24 protein-coding genes are annotated in these 20,335 nt (G+C 74.3%); 10 read left to right on the top strand and 14 right to left on the bottom strand.

Annotated elements, in window-relative coordinates; genetic code table 11:
- Nucleotides 1–16: 16 nt before the first annotated feature.
- A complete protein-coding gene (locus ACZ5D2_RS26250; protein WP_371679785.1) occupies nt 17–565 on the bottom strand; it encodes a hypothetical protein in 549 nt (182 codons plus the stop codon).
- 97 nt (nt 566–662) lie between these two features.
- The gene (locus ACZ5D2_RS26245; protein ID WP_371679786.1) at nt 663–1,184 is read right to left on the bottom strand and encodes a DinB family protein; all 522 of its coding nucleotides are present in this window, start codon (nt 1,182–1,184) and stop codon (nt 663–665) included.
- Between the two features lie 84 nt (nt 1,185–1,268).
- Here ACZ5D2_RS26245 and ACZ5D2_RS26240 point away from each other — a divergent pair, with 84 nt between their 5' ends.
- The gene (locus ACZ5D2_RS26240; RefSeq protein WP_371679787.1) at nt 1,269–2,180 is read left to right on the top strand and encodes a Gfo/Idh/MocA family protein; all 912 of its coding nucleotides are present in this window, start codon (nt 1,269–1,271) and stop codon (nt 2,178–2,180) included.
- Here the strand turns inward: ACZ5D2_RS26240 and lnt are convergent.
- The 5 genes from lnt to ACZ5D2_RS26215 all read right to left on the bottom strand — a co-directional run bounded on the left by lnt (nt 2,098) and on the right by ACZ5D2_RS26215 (nt 6,326).
- A complete protein-coding gene (gene lnt, locus ACZ5D2_RS26235) occupies nt 2,098–3,714 on the bottom strand; it encodes an apolipoprotein N-acyltransferase (protein ID WP_371679788.1) in 1,617 nt (538 codons plus the stop codon). The genes ACZ5D2_RS26240 and lnt overlap by 83 nt on opposite strands.
- A gap of 42 nt (nt 3,715–3,756) precedes the next feature.
- Entirely contained in the window at nt 3,757–4,224 is a 468-nt protein-coding gene (locus ACZ5D2_RS26230; protein WP_371679789.1) for a nuclear transport factor 2 family protein, read from the bottom strand.
- A gap of 160 nt (nt 4,225–4,384) precedes the next feature.
- Entirely contained in the window at nt 4,385–4,561 is a 177-nt protein-coding gene (locus ACZ5D2_RS26225) for a hypothetical protein (RefSeq protein WP_266837595.1), read from the bottom strand.
- 109 nt (nt 4,562–4,670) lie between these two features.
- Nucleotides 4,671–5,549, bottom strand: coding sequence for an undecaprenyl-diphosphate phosphatase (locus ACZ5D2_RS26220; RefSeq protein WP_371679790.1), 879 nt, complete (start codon nt 5,547–5,549; stop codon nt 4,671–4,673).
- Between the two features lie 48 nt (nt 5,550–5,597).
- On the bottom strand, nt 5,598–6,326 hold the full coding sequence (locus ACZ5D2_RS26215; RefSeq protein ID WP_371679791.1) for a TVP38/TMEM64 family protein: 729 nt from the start codon (nt 6,324–6,326) through the stop codon (nt 5,598–5,600).
- A 49-nt stretch (nt 6,327–6,375) separates the two neighbouring features.
- Here ACZ5D2_RS26215 and ACZ5D2_RS26210 point away from each other — a divergent pair, with 49 nt between their 5' ends.
- From ACZ5D2_RS26210 to ACZ5D2_RS26195, 4 genes are all read left to right on the top strand, one after another.
- The gene (locus ACZ5D2_RS26210; RefSeq protein WP_371679792.1) at nt 6,376–7,092 is read left to right on the top strand and encodes a DNA alkylation repair protein; all 717 of its coding nucleotides are present in this window, start codon (nt 6,376–6,378) and stop codon (nt 7,090–7,092) included.
- A gap of 319 nt (nt 7,093–7,411) precedes the next feature.
- Complete coding sequence (tuf, locus tag ACZ5D2_RS26205; protein ID WP_468932550.1) at nt 7,412–8,590, top strand: elongation factor Tu; 1,179 nt, start codon at nt 7,412–7,414, stop codon at nt 8,588–8,590.
- A 122-nt stretch (nt 8,591–8,712) separates the two neighbouring features.
- On the top strand, nt 8,713–9,570 hold the full coding sequence (locus ACZ5D2_RS26200) for a patatin-like phospholipase family protein (protein WP_371679794.1): 858 nt from the start codon (nt 8,713–8,715) through the stop codon (nt 9,568–9,570).
- Nucleotides 9,571–9,637: 67 nt separating this feature from the next.
- On the top strand, nt 9,638–10,429 hold the full coding sequence (locus ACZ5D2_RS26195) for a spermidine synthase (RefSeq protein WP_371681353.1): 792 nt from the start codon (nt 9,638–9,640) through the stop codon (nt 10,427–10,429).
- 49 nt (nt 10,430–10,478) lie between these two features.
- On the opposite strand, the gene ACZ5D2_RS26190 is transcribed toward ACZ5D2_RS26195, so the two are convergent.
- The gene (locus ACZ5D2_RS26190; RefSeq protein ID WP_468932547.1) at nt 10,479–11,810 is read right to left on the bottom strand and encodes an MFS transporter; all 1,332 of its coding nucleotides are present in this window, start codon (nt 11,808–11,810) and stop codon (nt 10,479–10,481) included.
- An 80-nt stretch (nt 11,811–11,890) separates the two neighbouring features.
- On the bottom strand, nt 11,891–12,934 hold the full coding sequence (locus ACZ5D2_RS26185; protein WP_371679796.1) for a DUF8017 domain-containing protein: 1,044 nt from the start codon (nt 12,932–12,934) through the stop codon (nt 11,891–11,893).
- A gap of 96 nt (nt 12,935–13,030) precedes the next feature.
- Between ACZ5D2_RS26185 and ACZ5D2_RS26180 the strand changes: the two genes are divergently transcribed.
- Nucleotides 13,031–13,483, top strand: coding sequence for a DUF4442 domain-containing protein (locus tag ACZ5D2_RS26180; protein WP_078950544.1), 453 nt, complete (start codon nt 13,031–13,033; stop codon nt 13,481–13,483).
- On the opposite strand, the gene ACZ5D2_RS26175 is transcribed toward ACZ5D2_RS26180, so the two are convergent.
- Nucleotides 13,437–13,667 (bottom strand): twin-arginine translocation signal domain-containing protein, encoded by a 231-nt coding sequence (locus ACZ5D2_RS26175; RefSeq protein ID WP_468932544.1) that lies wholly within the window; start codon nt 13,665–13,667, stop codon nt 13,437–13,439. The two genes, ACZ5D2_RS26180 and ACZ5D2_RS26175, sit on opposite strands and share 47 nt — an antisense overlap.
- Before the next feature lie 170 nt (nt 13,668–13,837).
- On the opposite strand from ACZ5D2_RS26175, the gene ACZ5D2_RS26170 reads away from it, so the two are divergent.
- Nucleotides 13,838–14,503 carry a DedA family protein gene (locus ACZ5D2_RS26170; protein WP_468932541.1) on the top strand — a complete coding sequence of 222 codons (666 nt, stop codon included), beginning with the start codon at nt 13,838–13,840 and terminating at the stop codon, nt 14,501–14,503.
- Between the two features lie 39 nt (nt 14,504–14,542).
- Here the strand turns inward: ACZ5D2_RS26170 and ACZ5D2_RS26165 are convergent, their stop codons facing one another.
- Nucleotides 14,543–15,097: a gamma carbonic anhydrase family protein gene (locus tag ACZ5D2_RS26165; RefSeq protein ID WP_371679799.1), complete on the bottom strand. Its 555-nt coding sequence runs from the start codon at nt 15,095–15,097 to the stop codon at nt 14,543–14,545.
- 132 nt (nt 15,098–15,229) lie between these two features.
- Here ACZ5D2_RS26165 and ACZ5D2_RS26160 point away from each other — a divergent pair, with 132 nt between their 5' ends.
- Complete coding sequence (locus tag ACZ5D2_RS26160; protein ID WP_371679800.1) at nt 15,230–15,976, top strand: acyltransferase; 747 nt, start codon at nt 15,230–15,232, stop codon at nt 15,974–15,976.
- Nucleotides 15,977–15,997: 21 nt separating this feature from the next.
- On the opposite strand, the gene ACZ5D2_RS26155 is transcribed toward ACZ5D2_RS26160, so the two are convergent.
- The gene (locus ACZ5D2_RS26155) at nt 15,998–16,864 is read right to left on the bottom strand and encodes an EamA family transporter (protein WP_442271133.1); all 867 of its coding nucleotides are present in this window, start codon (nt 16,862–16,864) and stop codon (nt 15,998–16,000) included.
- Nucleotides 16,865–16,971: 107 nt separating this feature from the next.
- On the opposite strand from ACZ5D2_RS26155, the gene ACZ5D2_RS26150 reads away from it, so the two are divergent.
- On the top strand, nt 16,972–17,562 hold the full coding sequence (locus ACZ5D2_RS26150) for a helix-turn-helix domain-containing protein (protein ID WP_371681354.1): 591 nt from the start codon (nt 16,972–16,974) through the stop codon (nt 17,560–17,562).
- Between the two features lie 40 nt (nt 17,563–17,602).
- On the opposite strand, the gene ACZ5D2_RS26145 is transcribed toward ACZ5D2_RS26150, so the two are convergent.
- Nucleotides 17,603–18,007 carry a CoA-binding protein gene (locus ACZ5D2_RS26145; protein ID WP_468932535.1) on the bottom strand — a complete coding sequence of 135 codons (405 nt, stop codon included), beginning with the start codon at nt 18,005–18,007 and terminating at the stop codon, nt 17,603–17,605.
- Between the two features lie 118 nt (nt 18,008–18,125).
- Here ACZ5D2_RS26145 and ACZ5D2_RS26140 point away from each other — a divergent pair, with 118 nt between their 5' ends.
- Entirely contained in the window at nt 18,126–18,755 is a 630-nt protein-coding gene (locus ACZ5D2_RS26140; RefSeq protein ID WP_371679803.1) for a YigZ family protein, read from the top strand.
- Nucleotides 18,756–18,856: 101 nt separating this feature from the next.
- On the opposite strand, the gene ACZ5D2_RS26135 is transcribed toward ACZ5D2_RS26140, so the two are convergent.
- Nucleotides 18,857–20,125: a vanadium-dependent haloperoxidase gene (locus ACZ5D2_RS26135; protein ID WP_468932532.1), complete on the bottom strand. Its 1,269-nt coding sequence runs from the start codon at nt 20,123–20,125 to the stop codon at nt 18,857–18,859.
- Nucleotides 20,126–20,335 lie beyond the last annotated feature (210 nt).

Below are 20,335 nucleotides of genomic sequence, written 5' to 3'. Positions count from 1 at the left end.
CCGCGCGGGCCGTCCCTCAGCCGTCGTGGACGCCCGCGCAGATCCGGGCCTCCGGGCTGTCCGGATGCCACTGGCCGTGCCGCCTGCCCAGCGCGCACACGTCGGCCGGCCGGACCGGCAGCTCCCGCATCAGCTCGCGCGGGGCCCGCGCGTCCTTCCGCAGGGGGTCCGGACGGCCCTCACGATGCCTCTCGGCGGACCGGGCGGGCTTCCGGGGCTCCGGGATGTCCGGAACCGGGGGAACGGCCTCCGCGGCCTCCCCGGCCCCCGGTGGCGTCAGCGGCGCCGTGCGCGCCGTGCCCCGGGCCGCGGCCGTCGGGCCGGACGGCCGCTCCGCTCCGCCCGGCACCGCCCCCAGCGCCTCCAGCGCGGGTGCCTGGACGACCACCGGGAGCGCCCCCGGCCCCCCGCGCGGCTCGTACCGGGGCGCCGCCCCGGCGGAGGGGGCCGTCGCAGGCCGCCCCGTACCGGGGCCCACGCTCACGCAGCCGGAGACGGTGGAGACGGCGGAGGCCGCACAGGCGGCTCCGAGGAGCAGTTTCGTCGAGGTTCGGGTTGGATGCACCCGCGCAACTCTGCTGTGCGAGGACCCCGTTGTGAAAACCCTGGACCGATATTCACCCCGCACGGGTGACGGGGAGGGGATGTCCGGCGGACAGCGCCTACTCGCCGGTGGCGCCGTCGATGTGCTCGCGCAGCAGGTCCGCGTGCCCGTTGTGGCGCGCGTACTCCTCGATCATGTGGGTGTAGATCCAGCGCAGGCTGAACACCTCGCCGCGGTGGTGGACGGCGGCGTCCGACACCGAGTCGAGCGAACGGCCCGCGGCGGCCTGCCGGGCCAGCTCCACCTCGGTCTGCCACACGCGCTCGGCGGAGGCCCAGGTGTCGGCGTCGGTGAAGTGGAAGTCGCCGTCGCGGTTCTCCCGGGTGCTGTAGAGCTCGGGCAGGTCCTCGCCCAGCGAGATCTCGCGGAACCAGTACCGCTCCACCTCCGCCATGTGCCGTACGAGGCCCATCAGGCTGAGCCCGGAGGGCTCCAGCGGGGTCAGGCGCACCTGCTCCTCCGTGAGCCCGGAGCACTTCCAGGCGAGGGTCGAACGGTGGTAGTCGAGCCACCCGTCCAGCATGTCCCGCTCGCCGGCGGTGGTGGAGGGTTCGGAGCGGTGTGATCCATTGGATGTCATGTCCGTCATCCTGACCGAACACGCCCCCTCCCACCAGGGATTAAGCTGCCGGTATCCCATTGGGCACACACGAGGAGGCACCCGGTGAAGGTCGGCGTCATCGGACTCGGCGACATCGCCCGGAAGGCGTACCTGCCCGTCCTCACCACCCGCCCCGGAGTCGAACTGCACCTGCAGACGCGCACTCCCGCCACGCTGGAGCGGATCGGCGCGGTCCACCACGTTCCGCGCGGACGCCTCCACACCACCCTCGACGCACTGCTCGCCGAGGACCTCGACGCCGCCTTCGTCCACGCGCCGACCGCCGTCCACCCCGAGATCGTCGAGGGGCTGCTGCGGGCCGGCGTGCCGACGTACGTGGACAAGCCGCTGGCCTACGCGTTCGAGGACTCGCGGCGCTTGGTGGAACTGGCCGAGGAGCGCGGGGTCGGCCTCTTCGTCGGCTTCAACCGCCGCTACGCGCCCGCCTACGCCCAGTGCGCCGACCACCCGCGCGAGCTGATCATCCTGCAGAAGAACCGGGTCGGGCTCCCCGAGGACCCGCGCACCCTGGTGCTCGACGACTTCATCCACGTCGTCGACACCCTGCGCTTCCTGCTGCCCGGAGAGGCCGACCACATCGACGTGCGGGCCGTGGTGCGCGAGGGGCTGATGCACCAGGTGGTGCTCCAGATGTCCGGCGAGGGCTTCACCGCCCTCGGCGTCATGAACCGGCTCTCCGGATCCACCGAGGAGGTCCTGGAGGTCTCCGGACAGGACTCCAAGCGCCAGGTCGTCAACCTCGCCGAGATCATCGACCACAAGGGCCAGCCCACCCTGCGGCGGCGCGGGGACTGGGTGTCCGTGGCCCGCCAGCGCGGCATCGAGCAGGCGGTGGACACCTTCCTGGAGGCCGTCGGGGCCGGCAAGGCGCTCAGCGCCCGGGACGCGCTGCTGACCCACGAACTGTGCGAGCGGGTGGTGCTGACGGCTCTGGAGCAGGCCTCCCGAGCCTGACCGTCCGGGCGCCCCGGAGCGCGCAGTACGCCGCCAGCGCGGCGACCGCCGCGCCCCCGGGCCAGTTCCCGAAGCGCACGAAGAGGGTGGTGCCCCCGGCGAGCGGCAGCTCGTACACGGCCGCCGCGGTCGCCGACGTGGACAGGGCCGGGCCGATCCGCGCGCCCGAGGGGCCGTACACGGCGCTGACTCCGGTGAGGGTGGCGTGCACGAAGGGACGGCCGTTCTCGGCCGCGCGCAGCGCCGCCAGGGAGGCGTGCTGGGCCGGGGCCCAGCTGTGCTGGAAGGTGGAGGTGGAGGACTGCGCGACCAGGACCGCCGCACCCCGCCGGGTCAGCTCCCGGCTCATGTCGGGGAAGGCCGACTCGAAGCACACCAGCGGGCCGATCCGGGTGCCGTCCGGCAGTCCCATGACCACCGGGGCGGCGCCGCGCATCCGGTCCTCGCCGGCCGCCTTGCCCACCGAGGTGGCCCATCCCAGCACCGCGCGGGCCGGCACGTACTCGCCGAAGGGCACCAGCCGCATCTTGTCGTACCGGTCACCCGTCGGCCCCTGCGGGCCGACCAGGACGGAGCTCTTGTAGATGCCGGGCCGGTCCGAGCGCCGGGCGTCCACATTGACCAGCAACGGGGCCCCGACCCGCGCGGACAGGGCGGCCAGTCGCCGGGACAGGTCCGGCCGCGCCGCCAGGTCCGCGCCGACGCTGCTCTCGCCCCACACCACCAGGTCCACCCGCCGCCCCACCAGCGTTCCGGTCAGCCGCTCCTGCGCGTCGAACCGCCGCTGGGCCGCGTCGGCCGTCTCCGCCGCGGCGGTGGTGCCCCCGGCGCCGGAGGCCCCGTCCGGGCCGTCCGCCATCGGGCCCGGCTGGACCACGGCCACCCGCAGCACGCCGCCCGAGGCCTCGGGGCGCGGCAGCCACAGCCACACCACCCCCGTGAGCACCGCACACCCCGCCACGGCGGCCACCGCGGGAACCCGCGCACGGGGCACGGCGACCAGCAGCACCACGGCACAGTTCACCGCCACCACCAGCAGGCTCACCAGCCACACGCCGCCCACCGAAGCCAGCCGCAGAGCGGGCGGCACCTGCCACTGACTGGCGCCGAGCAGCCCCCACGGCCCGCCCAGCCCCTGCCAGGACCGGGCCAGCTCCGACAGCAGCCACCCCGCCGGTACGAGGACCAGCGCGGCCGCGTTCCGCCACCCGTGCGGCGTCCCGCCGAGCAGCTCCCGCACCAGGAGCGCCCAGGGGATCCAGAGCAGCCCCAGCAGCAGCGCCACCGGCAGCAGGAACACGTGCAGGCTCGGCAGCAGCCAGTGGTGCACCGCCACGATGAACCCGGCGCCCCCGAACCAGCCCTCCACGGCGGCCCTCCGCCCGGTGGGGGCCGAGCGCAGCAGCAGCATCCAGGGCACGAGGGCGACGTAGGCGAACCACCAGAGCGCCGGGGCGGGGAAGGCGAGGCACGGCAGCGCCCCGGCCGCCACCGCCGCGGCCGTACGCCACCACCGGGTCCGCTTCGTGAGCAATGCGCGCCTCCGCTTCCAGTGTGGGACCTGCGGCCGCACCCTTCATTCCGAGAGGCGGCGCCACTTCTCGTGCACGGTGACCCCGCTCAGGCGCCAGCCGTCGGGGGTGCGGGCCAGGTCGAACGCGTAGCGGCCGGCGGCGACGAAGTTCGGGGCGGTGACCGTACCGTCGAAGTCCTCGCCCGCCAGCCGCATCGGGTTCAGGAAGTCGGCCCGGACCCGCGCCGTGTCCCCGGGCGAGCCGCCCCGGTCCTCCAGCCGGACCAGCCGGTTGACGATCAGGTGCTGGCGCACCGGGAACAGCGTCATGGTCCGCCGCAGCCAGTCCGCGACCTCCCCGGCGGGCCCTTCGATGCCGCCCGCCGAGCGGTAGTCGGCCCGCCCGTCCGGCGTGAACAGGGCGCGGTAGCCGGGCCAGTCCCCGTCGTCGACGGCCGCGGCGTACCCCGAGACCACCTCGTCGATGGCCAGCCGGTCCATTACCGTCGCCAGGTCCACACGCTGCGTCATCGGGACAGTGTGGGGCTACGGGGCCGCCAGGCCAAGGGCCGTGCGGCCACCGGATGCCGGACGGGCCGCCGCCGGGGCGCGTTCCCGACGGCGGCACGCGGCGGCACACCCGCACCCGGCGTCCGCCGGGCGGCGTCCGGGCGGCTCCCGGCGAGGTCCCTCAGCGCCCGGAACGCGCCTCCCGCTGCCGGACCACGACCAGGAACGCGTCGCTGGCCAGGTCCATCACCACCTCCGCCGGCACGCCCTCGCGCGTCCGCTGCGCGGCGTACTCCTCGGCCGGCCAGCTCCCCCTCGGACTTCCGGCCGGAAATCGTTCCAGTACCACTCGGCTCATGGGACACCCCCTGCTGCTGTTCCTCGCTCCAGGGACAACGACGCGGAGGCCGCCCGGGAACGTTCCCGGGCGGCCTCCGATTCACGCAGATCGGTGAGCGGCGGCGCCGCTAGGACCCCGACTCGCCGGCGTGGGGGCTGAGCACGCCCGCGCCGATCAGGGCGAACAGCACGATGCCGAGCAGGATCCGGTAGATCACGAAGGGCATGAAGCTCTTGGTGGAAATGAACTTCATGAACCATGCGATGACGGCGTAGCCGACGAAGAACGCGATGACCGTCGCGAAGATCGTCGGCCCCCAGGTGATGTGGCCGGGGGTCTCGATCACGTCCTTGATCTCGAAGGCGCCCGAGGCCAGTACGGCCGGGATCGCGAGGAGGAAGGAGTAGCGGGCCGCGGCCTCGCGGGTGAAGCCCAGCAGCAGACCGCCGGAGATGGTCGCGCCGGAGCGGGAGACGCCCGGGATCAGGGCCATCGCCTGGCAGGCGCCGAAGATGAGGCCGTCCTTGACGCCCAGCTCCTTCAGCGTCTTGCGCTGGTGGACCACCCGGTGGCGGCCGCCCTCCTCGTCGCGCGAGGCCAGCCAGTCGGCGAAGCCGAGGATCAGACCCATGACGACGAGGGTGGTGGCGGTCAGCCGCAGGTCACGGGCCGGGCCCTCGATCTGGTCCTTGAACAGCAGGCCCAGCACACCGATCGGGAGCGATCCGACGATGACCAGCCAGCCCATCTTGGCGTCCTGCTCGGAGCGCAGCGCCTTGGTGAACAGCGAGCGGAACCAGGTGGAGATGATCCGCGCGATGTCCTTGCGGAAGTAGATGAGGACGGCGGCCTCGGTGCCGATCTGGGTGATGGCCGTGAAGGCCGCACCGGGGTCGTGCCAGCCGGCGAACGCCGCGGTCAGCCGCAGATGGGCACTGGAGGAGATCGGGAGGAACTCCGTAAGCCCCTGGACGAGACCGAGGATTAGGGATTCGAACCAGCTCATGTCGGGGTGCGCTCGTCCTTGTGATCGTCGGGCAGTTCGGGTCCGATGCTAGGGCCCGTGCGGAGCGGCCGTGACCACAGGGGGGTGAACAGCCCGCTGCCGGTGGGCGGGAGCCTCCGCGGCGGGGGGCGCGAGGCGGTGCCGCTTGCGCCAGGCGACCGCCGCGGCGGCCACCGCGGACAGGGCGATGAACCCGGACGAGACGAGGAACGCGGGCGATCCGGGCGAGGCCGCGCTGGACCCCGCGATCACGTACGCGGCGGTGTTGGGGACGGTGCCGAGCGCCGTGGCGAGGAGGAAGGGCAGCCAGCCGCAGCGGGACACCGCCGCCAGGTAGTTGGCCGCCGCGAAGGGCACGCCGGGGAAGATCCGCACCGCGAGCACGGAGCGGAACCCGTGCCGGTTCAGCTGGCCGTCGGCCGCCAGCAGCCAGCGTCCGCGCAGGTACGGGCGCAACGCCTCCTGCCCCAGGACCCGCCCCAGCCCGAAGGAGAGCGCGGCGCCGAGGACGGTCCCGCCGACGGCCGCCACCAGCCCGAACGCCGAACCGAAGACCGCCCCCGCCGCGAGGTTCAGCAGCGGGCGGGGCACGAACGCGGCCGTGCACAGGCCGTACGCACCCGCGAACAGCAGCACCCCCGCGCCGAGCGGCAGCTCCGGGGGCCAGCCCCGGGACAGCAGCCGCTGGGGCTCGTAGAGGACCACGCACGCCCCGGCCGAGACCAGCAGCACGACGAGCAGCGACAGCCGGGTCCACGGCGCGAGGAGGAGGGACATTCCGGGAGACTAACCGAGGCCCGTGGCGCCCCGCCGTAATCTGGGCCTCATGCGGCCGAACACGCGGCGACCCACGGGAATCCCGCACAGCGCCCTCGCGGACGTCCTCCTGGAGCGGCTCACCACCGCCTACGGAGCCGCCGCGGATCCCGAGCGGGCAGGGCCGATGGCCGCGTACATGAAGGACGTCTCCCCCTTCCTCGGCATCCGCACCCCCGAGCGCCGCGCGCTGTCCCGCACCGTGACGAAGGACACTCCGCCGCCCACGGAGACGGACTGCGCGGCGCTCGCGCTGCGTTGCTGGGAGCTCGCGGAACGTGAGTACCGGTACTTCGCGGTGGACTACCTGCGCCGCCACGTCTCCCGCTGCTCCTCGGACTTCCTGCCCGTGGTGCGGCACCTGCTCGTCACCGGGTCCTGGTGGGACACCGTGGACCTGCTCGCCGCGCACACGGTCGGCCCGCTGGTGGCGGCGGACCCCCGGCCGGCCGCCGTGATGGACGCCTGGATCGGGGACGACGACATCTGGCTCGTGCGCACCGCCCTCCTGCACCAGCTCGCGTACAAGTCCGCCACCGACGCCGAGCGGCTGTTCGCGTACTGCCACCGCCGGGCCGGCCATCCGGACTTCTTCGTCCGCAAGGCCATCGGCTGGGCCCTGCGCGAGTACGCCAAGACGGACCCGGAGGCCGTCCGGGCCTTCGTTGCGGACCAAAGGGCCCTGCTCGCACCGCTGTCGGTGCGCGAGGCCCTGAAGAACCTGTAGGCCCGGCGGCGCCTCCGGTCCGAACGGGCTCCCGGCACAGGGAAATTCATTCGACGCCCCCGGTCCGCTCCGGCAGGATCGGGGACATGTTCCGGTACGCCTTCCCCGCAGCGCCGTCCGCAGTCGCGGACGCGCCGAAGGCTGCCTCGGATTCCTTCCCCGCAGCGGGCTTCCTCGCCGAAGCCTTCGCGGCGGCACCCTTCGCCGCATTCGACGGCGCACGAAGCTGACCCTTCCCGGATCGTCCGGCGGACCCCGCAGGGGGAGGGTCGGCTCGCTCCAGGGGTCCCGTCCACGCTTCGAACACGGGAAAGAAACCATGGCCAAGACGGCCTTCACCCGCACCAAGCCGCACCTCAACATCGGCACCATGGGTCACGTCGACCACGGCAAGACCACCCTCACCGCCGCCATCACCAAGGTCCTCGCCGAGCGCGGCGGCGCCTCCTACGTCCCGTTCGAGCGCATCGACCGGGCCCCGGAGGAGGCCCGGCGCGGGATCACCATCAACCTCACGCACGTCGAGTACGAGACCGACACCCGCCACTACGCCCACGTCGACATGCCCGGCCACGCCGACTACATCAAGAACATGGTCACGGGCGCGGCCCAGCTGGACGGGGCGATCCTCGTCGTCTCCGCCCTCGACGGGGTCATGCCCCAGACGGCCGAGCACGTCCTGCTCGCCCGCCAGGTCGGGGTCGACCACATCGTGGTCGCGCTCAACAAGGCCGACGCCGGGGACCCCGAGCTGACCGACCTGGTCGAGCTGGAGGTCCGCGACCTGCTCACCGCGCACGGCTACGGCGGTGACGCGGCGCCGGTCGTACGGGTCTCGGGGCTCGGCGCGCTGGAGGGCGACCCGCGGTGGACCGGTGCGGTGGAGGCGCTGCTGGACGCGGTGGACACGTACGTGCCGATGCCCGTGCGGTACACCGACGCGCCGTTCCTGCTCTCCGTGGAGAACGTCCTCACCATCACCGGCCGCGGCACCGTCGTCACCGGGGCCGTCGAGCGCGGCACCGTCCGCACCGGCGACCGGGTGAGCGTGCTCGGCGGCGACGGCGAGCCGGTCGAGACGGTGGTGACCGGGCTGGAGACCTTCGGCAAGCCGATGGAGTCCGCCGAGGCGGGGGACAACGTCGCCCTGCTGCTGCGCGGCGTGCACCGCGACGGCGTGCGCCGCGGTCACGTGATCGCCGCGCCCGGCAGCGTGACGCCCGGCCGGCGCTTCACCGCGCAGGTCTACGTGCTCTCGGCCCGCGAGGGCGGACGCAGCACGGCGATCGCCTCCGGGTACCGGCCGCAGTTCTACGTCCGCACCGCCGACGTCGTCGGCGACGTGGACCTGGGCGCGGCCGGTGTGGCCCGGCCCGGGGAGACGGTCACCATGACCGTCGAACTGGGGCGGGACGTCCCGCTGGAGTCCGGCCTCGGCTTCGCGATCCGCGAGGGCGGCCGCACGGTGGGCGCGGGCACGGTGACGCGCGTCGGCTGACGCGGGTCGGCCGACCCGGTGTGGTGACGGCGGTGGCCCTGCGCCAGACTGCCGTCACCACACGGTGTGCGTACGCGTGCGCACACCGACGCGCGCGCGGACGGGAGAGGGGCGGGGCGGCGATGGGCGGCGACACGGCACTGGTGCTCGGCGGCGGAGGACTCACCGGCATCGGATGGGAGACCGGGATCCTCTACGGGCTCGCCCGCGCCGGAGTGGACCTCTCCCGCGCCGACCTCGTCGTCGGCACCTCGGCGGGCTCGGTGGTCGGCGCTCAGCTCGCCTCCGGGCTGCTCACCCCGCAGGAGCTGTACGAGCGCCAGCTCGGCGACACCACCGGGGAGGTCGCCGCCCGGATCGGGGCGGGCGTCATCGCCCGGTACGCCGTGGCCATGGCCCGCTCGCGCGACGCGGTCGGCTACCGCAAGAGGGTCGGCGCGATGGCGCTCGCCGCCGACACCACCGACGAGGCGGAGCGGCGCGCGGTGCTGGAAGCCCGCCTGGTCTCCCACGAGTGGCCCGAGCGGCGCCTCGTCGTCACCGCCGTCGACGCGCTGAGCGGGGAGCTCGCCGCCTTCGAGCGGGACGGGGACGCGGGGCTGGTGGAAGCGGTCTCGGCGAGCTGCGCCGTACCCGGGGTGTGGCCGCCGGTGACGATCGGCGGGCGCCGGTTCGTCGACGGCGGGGTCCGCTCCGCCACCAACGCCGACCTCGCCGCCGGATACCGCCGCGTGGTGGTCATCGCCCCGATCGCCCTGGGCTCCGGAAAGGTCCCCGCCCCGTCCGCACAGGCCGCGCGGTTGCGGGCCGACGGAGCCCGGGTGCTGCTGATCACCCCGTCGCCCGAGGCCCGCAAGGCCTTCGGTCGCAACGTGCTCGACCCCGCCCGCCGGGACCCGGCGGCGCGGGCCGGACTGGTTCAGGCCGCCGCCCACGTGGACGCGGCCCGGGAGGTCTGGGAGGGTCCGGCGGGGGCCTGACAATGATGGGGTGAGCGACGAACAGATCCCGGTGATCCGGGAAGTGGGCCAGGGCACCGCCAAGCTGATGCCGGACGTGGACCGGGAGCGGGCCTGGCTGCTCACCGTGGACGGGGCCCCGCAGTCGTACGTCGACCTCGACGAGCCCGGACACCTGGAGTTCGAGTACGTACGCCGCCTCGCGCACGTGCTCGACTGCGCGGCGGAGCCGGGGGACGCCCTGGACCTGCTGCACCTGGGCGGCGGCGCCCTGACCCTGCCGCGCTACGCCGCCGGGTCCCGGCCCGGGTCCCGGCAGACGGTGGTGGAGTTCGACGCCGGCCTGGTGGACCTGGTCGCCGAACACCTGCCGCTGCCCGCCGGGGCGGACGTGACCGTGCACGCCGCCGACGCCCGGGGCTGGCTGGCCACCGCCCCGCCCCGGAGCGCGGACGTGATCGTCGCCGACGTGTTCGGGGGCTCCCGGGTGCCGGCCCAGCTCACCTCGGTGGAGTACGCGCGGGAGGCCGCCCGGGTGCTGCGGCCCGGGGGGCTGTACGCGGCGAACCTGGCGGACGGGGCGCCGTTCGGCTTCCTGCGGTCCCAGCTGGCGAACTTCGGGGCCGTCTTCGGGGAGCTGGCCCTGATCGCGGAGCCGGGCGTGCTGCGGGGCCGGCGCTTCGGCAACGCGGTGCTGCTGGCCTCGGACGGCGCCCTTCCGCTGGCCGGCCTCGCCCGGCGGTGCGCCGGGGACGCCTTCCCGGCCCGGGTGGAGCACGGGGAGGCGCTGGCCCGCTTCGTGCGCGGGGCGGCGACGGTGGCGGACGCCGACGCGGTGGCCTCGCCGGAGCCGCCGGAGGGGGCGTTCAGCCTCGGCTGAGCCCGGCCGGCAGAGCACCTCGTTCCCCGGCCCCGGCCCGGCTGCTGTCTCAGGAGACTCCGGCGGCGCCGCCGCGCGCGGGGTGCGGGGCGGCGGGAGCCGGGGCCGCGGGAGCTGGGGCAGGGGAGCGTACGGGCGGGGGCTTGCGGGTCAGCCGGCGGACGTCGGGCACGAACAGCACCGCCGCGGTGCCGGCGACCACCAGTGCCGCGCAGCCCCACAGGGCCGTGGTCCGGCCGAAGGCGGTCTCGGCGGGTCCGGCCAGGGCGGTGGCCAGGGGGAGCATGGAGACCGAGCCGAACCAGTCGTAGGCCGAGACCCGGGAGAACTTCTCCTCCGGTATCTCCTGGTGCATGGTGGTCATCCAGTTCACGCCGAACACCTCGATGGCGGTGCCGCTGACGAACATCACCGCGCACAGCCCCCACACGGGCAGCGGTACGGCCAGCGCCGCCGAGGGCAGCGCCAGCGGGAACACGCACAGGGTGCCGACCAGGAGCAGGCGGCGCGGCTTCCACGTCATCATCAGCAGCGCCCCGGCGATGGTGCCCGCGCCGAAGCAGGCCAGGGCCATGCCCCAGGGGGCCGGCCCGCCCAGTCGGTCGCGGGCCACGAGGGGTCCGTAGACCGCCTCGGCGGCGCCGACGACGGCGACGACCACGGAGAACTGGAGCACGATGCTCCACAGCCAGGGGCGGGTCCGCACCTCCACCCAGCCCTCGCGCAGGTCGGCCAGCAGGCCGCCGCCGGGGGCCCGTCGGGCGACGTGGCTCACGTCGAGGAAGGCGCGCAGGAGACCGGCGAGCGCGAAGGCCGCCGCGTCCACGGCCAGCACCCAGCCCGGCCCGATCGCCGCGATCATGGCGCCGCCGAGGGCCGCTCCGCCGATGCCGGCGCCGTTCATCGCCATCCGGAAGAAGGCGAAGGCGCGGTTGGAGTGCTCGCCCGACACGCTGGAGAGGAGCATCCCCTCCGCGGCCGGGTTGAAGAAGGCCGTACCGGTGCCGCACAGCGCGGTGAGCAGCATCATCTGCCACAGCCGGGGGTCCCCGGCGAGCACCAGGAAGGCGAAGGCGGCCTGCGAGAGGCAGTTCAGCGCGTTCGCCGCGACCATCACCCGGTGCCGCGGCAGCCGGTCGGCGAGCGCGCCGCCCACGAGGAGGAAGAGGACGAGGGGGAGCGTACGGGCGGCGGCGACGAGGCCGACGTCCCCTCCGGAACCGCCGGCTCCGAGGACCGCGAAGGCGGCTGCGACGAGCGCTCCGTGGCTGCCGAGGTTGGTGATGACGGCGGCGCCGGTCAGCAGCGTGTAGTTGCGGCCGGCCCATTCGGGCCGGCGGCGCGGCAGGCCGTGGGGGGTGGCGGTGGGGGCAGGTCTCACCCACGGACTATCCCCTGCCCGGGCCGGGACTCCAAACCGATTACGGCTGGATCGCCGGCCCGGCGCCGGGCCGCGGGGGATCAGTTCGAGGTGAGCCGGATGGAACTGAGGATCTTGTCGTAGACGTCGGCCTGGACCTCGTCCTTCACGCCCGCCGGGCCGACCAGCACGAAGCTGGCGAAGTCACCGGCCGCGTTCTTGAAGCCGAAGCCGACCGCCTTGCCGTCGGTGGAGCACTTGTGCTCCTTCTTCACGTTGGGCGCGGTGGCGATCACCATGTGGCCCTTGAGCCCGGAGGAGGTCGTGTACTCCTTGGGGTCGGTCACCTTGACCGTTCCCTTGGGTTCCTTCTGGGCGTAGCCCGCCCACACCCAGGAGCCGGTGTTGTCGGTCGCGACCTGGGCCGTGTCCTTGGCGCCCTGGCCGCCCTTGATGCCGGTGTCGGCGAGCGAGAACTTCTCCAGGCTGCCGTTCTTGTCCGTGTCGACCGTGCACCACTCGCGCTTGAAGGAGGAGGTGCCGCTCATGGTGATGACCGGCGAACCGTCCTTCTTGACCTCGTCGTCGAAGAAGAGGATCGAGCCCGACTCGGGGACGTCCCACTCGGGGGGCACGTCGTAGGCGGCCCCGTACTTCGTGTTGACGACCACCTTCCAGCCCGGGATCACCGGCTGGGGCGCGCCGCCGCCGGAGCGCGGGTTGCCCGACGGGGCGCTGGGGGTGGGCACCACCGGGGCGGAGGTGGCGGTGGTCGGCTTGTCGTCGGCCCGGTCTTCCTTCTTGTCGTCCCGGGTCAGGACGAAGGCCGCGGTGCCGGCCGCGGCCACCACGACCGCCGAGGCCGCGACGATGGCCACGGTCCGGGTGGAGAGCTTGCCGCCGCCGGAGGGCGGGGACGGCGGCGGGGGAGCCTGCTGGCCCCACGGCTGGGTGGGGGGCGGCGTCTGGTATCCGGCCTGCGGGTACCCGTAGCCGGGCTGCTGCTGTCCGAATCCCGGCTGCTGCTGCGGCTGCTGCGGCTGCTGGTACGGGTTCGGCTGTCCCGGCTGCTGCTGGTACGGGTTCTGTTGCGCGTCCTGAGGGTTGTGTTCGCCCCCGGGCGGCTGCTGCTGTCCTGGCCACATGGCCGGTAACGATAGTGGGAGGGGGCGCGAGGAGCCACGGCCGCCCCCTGGTCGGGTCTGGTCAACCCTGTCTACTCACGGGTAACATCGCGTTCCATGAGCGCAGACCAGATGAACGTGGGCGAACTGCTCGCCCAGACCGTGCCGATGGCGGGCACCCTCAACCTCGAATTCATCGAGACGACCCCCGAGCGCGCGGTCGTGCGGCTGCCCGACCAGCCCGCCTTCCACAACCACGTCGGCGGCCCGCACGCCGGCGCCATGTTCACCCTCGCCGAGTCCGCGAGCGGCGCCATCGTCCTGGCCGCCTTCGGCGACCAGCTCTCGCGCGCCGTGCCGCTGGCCGTCCGCGCGGAGATCGGCTACAAGAAGCTCGCCAAGGGCGTCGTGACCGCCACCGCCACCCTCGGCCGCCCGGCCGCCGACGTCGTGGCCGAACTGGACGCGGGCGGCCGCCCGGAGTTCCCCGTCACCATCGCCATCCAGCGCGAGGACGAGGCCGTCACCGGCGAGATGACCGTCGTCTGGACCCTGCGCCCCAACGCGTGACGGCGGGCCCGCCTTGCCGGGCCCGCCGACCGGGGCCGTACGGCCGCCTCCGGGCGCCGTGCGGCCCCGACGGCTTTCCGGGCCTGACGCCCCGAGAGGCCGTGCCGCCCCCCGCGGCCGCCTGCCGGAGGAAACGCCGGCGTGACGTCCGACCGCCCGTACGGAGCCTCGCCCCGCGGTGCACGGCCGACGGGCAGACCGCCGGGCGCCACAGGTTCCGGCCGTCGCGCGGTGTTCGCCGGTCGTTCCTCCCGTGAACCTCCCTCGCGGCCCGGGGCTGTCGCGGGGAGCGGATAGGCTGCCCGTTCGGCGTGTCACGGGGGCGCGCCGCCGAGGACTCGGGAGGACGTACCGGTGCACATCCAGGAATGGCTGGAGACGATTCCGGCGATCAGTGTCTACCTCCTGGTGGGCCTGGTCATCGGACTGGAGAGCCTCGGCATCCCGCTGCCCGGGGAGATCATCCTGGTCAGCGCGGCCCTGCTGGCCTCGCAGCAGGGGCACATCGACCCCGTGGTCCTCGGCGCCTGCGCGGTCGCGGGGGCGATCATCGGCGACTCCATCGGCTACGCGATCGGGCGCCGGGGCGGCAAGCCGTTGCTGGAACGGCTCGGACGGCGCTTCCCCAAGCACTTCGGGCCCGCCCACGTGGCCCTCGCGGAGCGCTCCTTCGACAAGTGGGGCATGTGGGCCGTCTTCTTCGGCCGGTTCGTCGCCCTGCTGCGGATCTTCGCCGGGCCCCTCGCGGGCGTCCTGCGCATGCCGTACTGGCGGTTCCTGATCGCGAACGTCCTCGGCGGCATCCTGTGGGCGGGCGGTACGACCGCCGTCATCTACACCGTCGGCATCGTCGCCGAGCCGTGGCTCAAGCGGTTCTCCTGGCTGGCGCTGGTGGTGGCCCTGCTGTTCGGGCTCGCCGTGACGCTGGTGGTGCGCTTCCGCATGAAGAAGGCCGCCGCCGAGGTCCACGAGGCGGAGCCGGCGGCGGCGACGGCCGCCGCGGCGTCGACCTCCGACTGAGGCCGGCCCGGCCCCGGTGGGGACCGGACCGGGCAGGGCTCAGGCGTCCGGGGTCACCGAGGCGCGGTGCTGCTTCGCCAGCTCCGTGTACATCGCGGCGTTGACCTTGATCCCCTCGCGCTCCTCCTCGGTGAGCTCCCGCCGCACCTTGGCGGGCACCCCCGCGACGAGCGAGCCGGGCGGGACGAGCATCCCCTGCGGGACCAGCGCCTGCGCCGCGACCAGTGAACCGGCGCCGATGACGGCCCCGTTCAGGACCGTCGCGCCCATCCCGATGAGGCAGTCGTCCTCCACGGTGCAGCCGTGCACGACGGCGTTGTGCCCGATGGAGACGCGCTCGCCGATGGACACCGGGAAGCCGGGGTCCACGTGGAGCGTGCAGTTGTCCTGCACGTTGCTGTCCGCGCCGAGCGTGATCGGGCCGCAGTCGGCGCGCAGCACCGCCGAGTACCAGACGCTCGCGCCGGCGGCCAGGGTCACGTCGCCGACCACGACGGAGGTCGGAGCGGTGAAGGCCGTCGGGTCCACGGACGGGCGCCGGTCGCCGACGCCCGCGATGAGTCCTGCCCGGCCCTGGTTCGGCTGTTGCGTCATGGTCATTTCCCTCTGTTTCCGTATGCCGCGCTACCGGCACCGTAGGGCACGCGCCGCCGCGGCCCCGCGATGGGGTGAAGATCACAGGAACGCGGTCCGGCGGCCCGGCGCGGGGCGCACTACCGTGGCCGGGTGCCGAAGAACCAGAACACGTTCTCATCGCTGACGGCCCTGCGCCGACGGGTCGCCGGCCGCGTGGTGCACGCGGGCTGGCGCTGGATGCAGCAGGCGGGCGCGGTCACCGCGCAGCACCCCGGACGGCTGCGCTTCGGCGCGATCGGCGACGGCACCCGACTGGCCTTCCCCCAGGGCACCGTCTTCGGGGAGCGCTGGATCCGGCTCGGCGAGCACTGCATCATCGCCGAGCAGGTGACCCTGACCGCCGGGATGATGCCCGACCTCGATCTCGGGCCCGAACCGATGCTGGTGCTGGGCAACGGCGTCGTGCTCGGACGCGGCAGCCACGTCATCGCCGACACCCGCATCAGCATCGGCGACGACACCTTCTGCGGGCCGGGGGTGTACATCACCTCCACCAACCACAGCTACGACGACCCGCACGAGCCGGTCGGCAAACAGTGGCCGCGCAGCGCGCCGGTCGAGATCGGACCAGGCTGCTGGCTGGGCACCGGCGCGGTGATCCTCCCCGGGGCCCGGCTGGGCCGCAACGTGGTGGTGGCCGCGGGTGCCGTCGTACGGGGCGAGGTGCCCGACCACGCGGTGGTGGCGGGGGCGCCCGCCCGGATCGTGCGCCGGTGGGAGCCCGATACGGGCTGGCAGCCGCCGCTGCGCACCCCCGCGCCGGTGCCGATCCCGGACGGGATGACGCCGGAGCAGTTGCGCGGACTGGCGCGGCTGGCGGAGGCCGAGCAGTCCTGAGCCGCTCCCGCTCGCCCGGGCTCAGCCCGCGGCGAGCAGGACCGTGCCCGCGAGGGCCAGTCCGGCCCCGGCCGCCTGCACGCTGCGCAGCCGTTCCTTGAGCACGGCGAACGCGGCGAACGCGGTGACCACCGGGTAGAGCGAGGACAGTACGGCGGCCACGGTGACCGGGCCGTTCTGGGCGGCGATGGAGTACGTGCCGTTGGCCGCGACGTCCGCCAGGCCGACGAAGGCCAGGGCGGGCAGCAGGCTCCACAGCACGCGCGGCCCGGTACCGGCGGGCAGGGCCGGGGTGCCCCGCCCGACCTGCACCCACAGGACGGCGCCGCCGACGGCCACGTTGGTGACCCGCTGGACGAAGAGGGCCAGGAACAGGCCGGTCAGGGTGGTGGAGGCGTGCGCGATCAGGGCCATGACGGCGCCGAAGCCGAAGGCGGCGAGCAGGGTGAGCACGACGGCCTGCCGCTGTACGGGGGCGCCGCGCAGCTCGGGGCCGCCCGCGAGGACGATGCCGGCCACGGCCACGGCGATGCCCGCGAACTGCCCCGGTCCGGGCCGCTCGCCGAGGGCCAGACCCACCCCCACCGGTACGACCACGCCGACGGAGCCGAGCGGCGAGACCACGCCCATCGGGCCCAGGGCCAGCGCCTTGTAGAAGCTGAGCATGGCGGCCGGGCCGACGAGACCGGCGGCCACCGCGAACCACAGCTGCGGTCCGGCCTCCCGCCAGGCGCCGGTGCCGATCACGATCGCCCCGAGCACGGCGACGGCGGCGATCTGCGAGACCACGACCACCGTCAGCGCCGGTATGCGGCGGGTCAGCAGCCCGCCGCCGAAGTCGGCGAGGCCCCACAGCACGGCTGTGGCCAGGGCGAACAGGGCGGTCATGGCAGGACCTCGCAGTACAGTGCGGTGAACGGTGGAGTGCAGCATCGAATACACCGCAGGTTAGTTCAGTCTATTGAACTGTGTCATCCAAAATATTGGACGGAATGGTGTCGGACCTCGAACAGCTCACCCAGGCGCTCGCCCGGAACCTCAAGCGGTGGCGCGGCGAGCGCGGATTCACCCTCGACGCGCTGGCGGCCCGCGCGGGGGTGAGCCGCGGCATGATCATCCAGATCGAACAGGCCCGTACGAATCCCAGCGTGGGCACCACGGTCAAACTGGCCGACGCCCTCGGGGTCAGCATCACCACCCTCCTCGACCACGAGCGCAGCCCGCAGGTGCACGTGGTGGAGCCGGGGCAGGGGGTGCGGATGTGGTCCAGCGGGACGGGCAGCGAGGCGCGCATGCTGCTCGGCGACGACCGGCGCGGACCCGTGGAGATGTGGATCTACCGGCTGGAGGCCGGGGACGGCACGGCCTCCGACCCCCACCCGTCGGGCACCTTCGAGATGCTGCACGTGACGGCCGGGGAACTCACCCTGGAGATCGCCGACGGCCGGTACGTGGTCCCGGCGGGCGGAGCCGTCTCCTTCGAGGCGAACGTGCCGCACGCCTACCGCAACGAGGGCCCCGGGCCGATGGAGATGACCATGGCGGTGTCGATCCCGCCGGTCCAGGGGGTGGCGGGCGCCCACTGACGGCGCGCGGCGGGGCCGGGCGACGGGCTCGACGGACCGGCTAGAGCACCGGGATCTCGATCGCGGGGCAGCGGTCCATGACCATCTCCAGGCCCGCCCCGCGGGTGCGGGCGTAGGCCTCCTCGTCGATCACGTCCAGCTGGAACCAGACGGCCCCGGCGCCCACCGCCACCGCCTCGTCGGCGACCGCGCCGGCCAGCGCGCTGTTCACGAAGACGTCCACCACGTCCACCTCGAAGGGGACCGCCGCGAGCGACGGGTACCCCGGCTCCCCGTGCACCGTCTCCGCCTTCGGGTGCACGGGAACGACCCGCTTCCCGAACCGCTGCAGCACGCGCGCCACCCCGTAGGCCGCCCGGTCCTGGTTGTTGGACAGGCCCACCACGGCCCATGTGTCACCGAGTTCGGTGAGGATCTTGCGAATGGTCGCCGGGTCGCCGTACACGCGCGCCGCCTCCTGTTGCTCCGGACCGCTCTGCTCTCCCCGGCACAACGAGGGGGACGCCCGCGCGATTCCCGTGGACCTCGCGGGCCCCCTGCGGACCACGGATTAGGGTGGAGCGGTGAAGGCAGACCAGTACGTGACGGTGGCCCGAGAGGGAACGCACGAGTCCGAGATCAACCGCTCGCGGTTCCTGTGCTCGCTCGCGCCCGCGGCGACGGAGCAGGAGGCGCAGGAGTTCGTCGCGCGCGTCCGCAAGGAGCACCCCACCGCCACGCACAACTGCTACGCCTACGTGATCGGCGCCGACGCCTCCGTGCAGAAGGCCAGCGACGACGGGGAACCCGGCGGGACCGCCGGGGTGCCCATGCTGCAGATGCTGACCCGGCGCGACATCCGGTACGCGGTGGCCGTGGTCACCCGCTACTACGGCGGCGTGAAGCTCGGCGCCGGCGGGCTCATCCGGGCCTACGGAGGGGTCGTCGGGGAAGCCCTGGACGCCCTCGGGACCGTCACCCGGCACCGCTACCGGCTGGCCACCGTCACCGTCGACCACCAGAGGGCCGGGAAGACCCAGAACGACCTGCGCTCCACCGGGCGGGCGGTGCTGGACGTGCGCTACGGCGAGGCCGTCTCGATCGAGATCGGCCTCCCCGAGGCGGAGGTCGAGGCCTTCCGGGCCTGGCTCGCCGACGTCACCGCCGGAACCGCGGGCTTCGAGCTCGGCGGAGAGGCCTACGCGGAGGGCTGACCGGACCCGCGGGGACCGGTCCCGCCGGCCGGATCCGCCGGCCGGGTTGTCGGGTCCGCCTGTCATATCCGCCACCGGGCCCGTCGGCCTGCGGAGTGCCGTCAGAGCGTGCCGTACAGCCGGTCGGCGTGCCGTAGCGCGTACCGCCCGACGGCCTCGCCGAGCCGGACGCCCGCCTCGTCGGCGCTGCGGCTGTGGATCCCCGAGTACACCCGGGCGTCGACGTTGTCCCGGGTCAGCTGCCGCCACCCGGTGTAGGTGCGCCGCACGCCCGGCGCCGTCGGGCTGGTCATCCCGAACGGGGTGGTCACCGGCCCGGCCAGCCCGTCCAGCACCGCCTGCGCGGCACCCGCGTACGTGGCGTGGCCGCTCGGGTAGTCGGGGTGGGCCGGCGTCCGGTGCAGCGGGGTCCACGCCGGGTCGGTGCCGATGTCCCCGGTCCGGATCGCGGTGACCGGCCGCCACCGCACGTACGTGTACTTGCTGTCGGAGGTGGCGATCTGGGTGTCGACGGACGCGGCGTGGAACAGCGCGAGCAGCTCCGCCCGCTCGGCGGTCGAGCCGTGCGAGCGGGCCACGGCCACCCGCAGCGGTTCGGTGTAGAGGACCTGGGAGGAGGCGTACCAGAAGTTCGCCGTCTCGGTCTGGCGGGGCGTGCGCACGGCGCTGTCGGCGGCTCCGTACGCACGTACCTCGGCGAGGTCGGTCCGGTAGCGGCGGGAGTCCAGCGCGGGCGGCGGCCCCAGCCGGAACTGGTCGGCGCGCTCCAGCAGGAAGGGCTTCGCCAGGCGGTTGCCGTACTGGGCGGCGGGCGCGTACGCGTCGGGCGTGGGCTGCCAGACCCCCGGCGCGGCGGGCGGCACCGGGAACGGCGCGTTCACCGAGGCCGGGTCGAGGCCGTCCCCCGCGCGGGCGGCCAGCACGGCCGCGGCCTGCCGGGCACCCGCCGCCACGCCCCCTTGCTCGGCGGAGCCGTCCGGGATCCGGCCCAGGGTGGCGGCCAGGGCCGCGTCGAGATCGGCACGGCGGGACGGGGCGAGGCCGATCAGCACGTCGTGCACCGCGGAGGCGACGGCGGCGTCCTGGAAGCGGCCCCGGGCCGGGCCCGCGGGGGCCTCCCGGGCGGCGCGCGCGGCGGCGATCCAGCCGATCGCCCAGGTGCGGTTGTCGGTGATCTGCGTGGGAGCGGCCGTGGCCGCGACGGTCCGGGCGGTGGTGTCGTACCAGTCGAGCACCACCGACCCCGTCCCCGCCGCGAGCGGGGGCGCCGGCGCGGCGGCCGAGGGGACGGCGGCGGTCAGGGCCAGGAGCGCAGCGGAGCCCGCGGCGAGCAGCGCGGGACGGACGCGGACGGGTCGGGTGAGCGGCATGCGGCGAAGCTAGCCAGCGGCCGGGGCGCCGGACAAGTGCCCGGCGCCGTGGGGGGAGTTCGGCCACAGACCTTTCGTGCCGCCGCCATGATCCCGTAACGGACGGGGGAGCGGGGTGCGGAAGGGGTTAGCCTGGAGGGTCGGTGCGGGGCCCGTCGGCGAGGCCCCGGCCCGGCCGCGGGCAGGCCGGTGCCGACCGGTCGGGCGTGG

Source organism: Streptomyces sp. NPDC031479 (genome assembly GCF_055581065.1).
Note: the sequence above shows the minus strand (reverse complement) of the source record. Positions and strands in the feature narration are given on the sequence as shown.

What these genes read in the sequence shown, in the direction of transcription:
- ACZ5D2_RS26245 (WP_371679786.1), bottom strand. Translation starts at nt 1,184, where the DNA reads ATGACATCCAATGGATCACACCGCTCCGAACCCTCCACCACCGCCGGC.
- ACZ5D2_RS26230 (WP_371679789.1), bottom strand. Translation starts at nt 4,224, where the DNA reads ATGACGCAGCGTGTGGACCTGGCGACGGTAATGGACCGGCTGGCCATC.
- ACZ5D2_RS26225 (WP_266837595.1), bottom strand. Translation starts at nt 4,561, where the DNA reads ATGAGCCGAGTGGTACTGGAACGATTTCCGGCCGGAAGTCCGAGGGGG.
- ACZ5D2_RS26220 (WP_371679790.1), bottom strand. Translation starts at nt 5,549, where the DNA reads ATGAGCTGGTTCGAATCCCTAATCCTCGGTCTCGTCCAGGGGCTTACG.
- ACZ5D2_RS26215 (WP_371679791.1), bottom strand. Translation starts at nt 6,326, where the DNA reads ATGTCCCTCCTCCTCGCGCCGTGGACCCGGCTGTCGCTGCTCGTCGTG.
- ACZ5D2_RS26210 (WP_371679792.1), top strand. Translation starts at nt 6,376, where the DNA reads ATGCGGCCGAACACGCGGCGACCCACGGGAATCCCGCACAGCGCCCTC.
- tuf (WP_468932550.1), top strand. Translation starts at nt 7,412, where the DNA reads ATGGCCAAGACGGCCTTCACCCGCACCAAGCCGCACCTCAACATCGGC.
- ACZ5D2_RS26200 (WP_371679794.1), top strand. Translation starts at nt 8,713, where the DNA reads ATGGGCGGCGACACGGCACTGGTGCTCGGCGGCGGAGGACTCACCGGC.
- ACZ5D2_RS26195 (WP_371681353.1), top strand. Translation starts at nt 9,638, where the DNA reads ATGCCGGACGTGGACCGGGAGCGGGCCTGGCTGCTCACCGTGGACGGG.
- ACZ5D2_RS26185 (WP_371679796.1), bottom strand. Translation starts at nt 12,934, where the DNA reads ATGTGGCCAGGACAGCAGCAGCCGCCCGGGGGCGAACACAACCCTCAG.
- ACZ5D2_RS26180 (WP_078950544.1), top strand. Translation starts at nt 13,031, where the DNA reads ATGAGCGCAGACCAGATGAACGTGGGCGAACTGCTCGCCCAGACCGTG.
- ACZ5D2_RS26165 (WP_371679799.1), bottom strand. Translation starts at nt 15,097, where the DNA reads ATGACGCAACAGCCGAACCAGGGCCGGGCAGGACTCATCGCGGGCGTC.
- ACZ5D2_RS26155 (WP_442271133.1), bottom strand. Translation starts at nt 16,864, where the DNA reads ATGACCGCCCTGTTCGCCCTGGCCACAGCCGTGCTGTGGGGCCTCGCC.
- ACZ5D2_RS26135 (WP_468932532.1), bottom strand. Translation starts at nt 20,125, where the DNA reads ATGCCGCTCACCCGACCCGTCCGCGTCCGTCCCGCGCTGCTCGCCGCG.